Genomic DNA, 1,609 nt, shown 5'->3' on the forward strand with positions numbered 1-1,609 from the left:
CGTCGGCCAGCACCACCGCCCGGTGCTCGAACGCCGACCGCGTCGTGGCCAGCGAGAACGCCGCATCGGCCAGACCCAGCTCAGGCTCATCGTCCAGGAAGGACGCCAGCCGACCGGCCTGCGCCCGCAGCGCCTCCGCCGACCGGCCCGACACCAGCACCGGCACCACACCCGCGACCTCGGGTGCCCGCTCCTGCGCGACCTCTCCGGATTCCGGCGACTCCGCCCCTTGTTCGATGATCACGTGCGCGTTGGTGCCACTGATCCCGAACGACGACACCCCCGCCCGCCACGGGCGACCGGCCTCCGGCCAGCCCCTGTTCTCGGTCAGCAGCTCCACCGCACCCATCGACCAGTCCACGTGCGACGACGGCGCGTCCACATGCAACGTCCGGGGCAGCACGCCATGCCGCATCGCCAGCACCATCTTGATCACACCCGCCACACCGGCGGCGGCCTGGGTGTGACCGAGGTTCGACTTGATCGACCCCAGCAGCAGCGGACGGTCCTCCGGCCGGTCCTGGCCATAGGTCGCCAGCAGGGCTTGGGCCTCGATCGGGTCGCCCAGCGTCGTCCCCGTACCGTGCGCCTCCACCACGTCCACCTCGGCCGACGACAGCCCGGCACCGGCCAGCGCCTGGCGGATCACCCGCTGCTGCGAGGGGCCGTTCGGCGCCGTCAGACCGTTGGACGCGCCGTCCTGGTTCACCGCCGAGCCCCGTACCACCGCCAGCACCTGATGTCCGTTGCGCCGGGCGTCCGACAGGCGCTCCAGCACCACCACCCCGATGCCCTCGGACCAGCTCGTGCCGTCGGCCGCCTCGGCGAACGCCTTGCACCGCGCATCGGCGGCGAGCCCGCCCTGGGCGCTGAAGTCGATGAACGCGCCCGGCGACGCCATCACCGTCACCCCACCGGCCACCGCCAGCGAGCACTCCCCGGATCGCAGCGCCTGCGACGCCAGATGCATCGCCACCAGCGAGGACGAGCAGGCGGTGTCCACCGTCATCGCCGGACCTTCCAGCCCCAGCGCGTACGAAACTCGGCCCGACAACACGCTCCCGGCGTTACCGGTGCCGAAGAAGCTCATCACGTCAGGAGGGAACTCCACGCTCGACGCGTAGTCGTGGTACGACACCCCGGCGAAGACGCCGGTGCGGCTGCCCTTCAGCGAGACCGGGTCCATGCCGGCTCGCTCGATCGCCTCCCAGGTGGTCTCCAGCAGCAGGCGTTGCTGCGGGTCCATCGCCAGCGCCTCGCGCGGGGAGATCCCGAAGAACCCCGGATCGAACTCTCCCGCCTCGTGCAGGAAGCCGCCCTCACGCACGTAACTGGTGCCCTGGCTCTCCCGATCCGGGTTGTAGAAGGCCGCCAGGTCCCAGCCCCGCGTCGTCGGGAACTCGCTGATGCCGTCCCTGCCCTCGGCCACCATCCGCCACAGGTCATCCGGAGAGGCCACCCCGCCCGGATAGCGGCAGGCCATGCCCACGATCACGATCGGGTCGTCCGCCACCGGCACCACGGACGCGGGAATGATCACGTCGGCCCTGTCGCCGAGCAGCTCGCCCAGCAGGAACTCCGCCAGCACCACCGGAGTCGGGTAGTCGAA

At 71.3% G+C, this 1,609-nt stretch carries 1 protein-coding gene; it reads right to left on the bottom strand.

Annotated features, from left to right (window positions below):
- Window positions 1-1,609 (bottom strand): type I polyketide synthase (locus AC5L38_RS44105; protein ID WP_495248801.1); only part of this gene is annotated, 1,609 nt, incomplete at both ends.

It is taken from the genome of Streptosporangium nanhuense, from assembly GCF_059358815.1.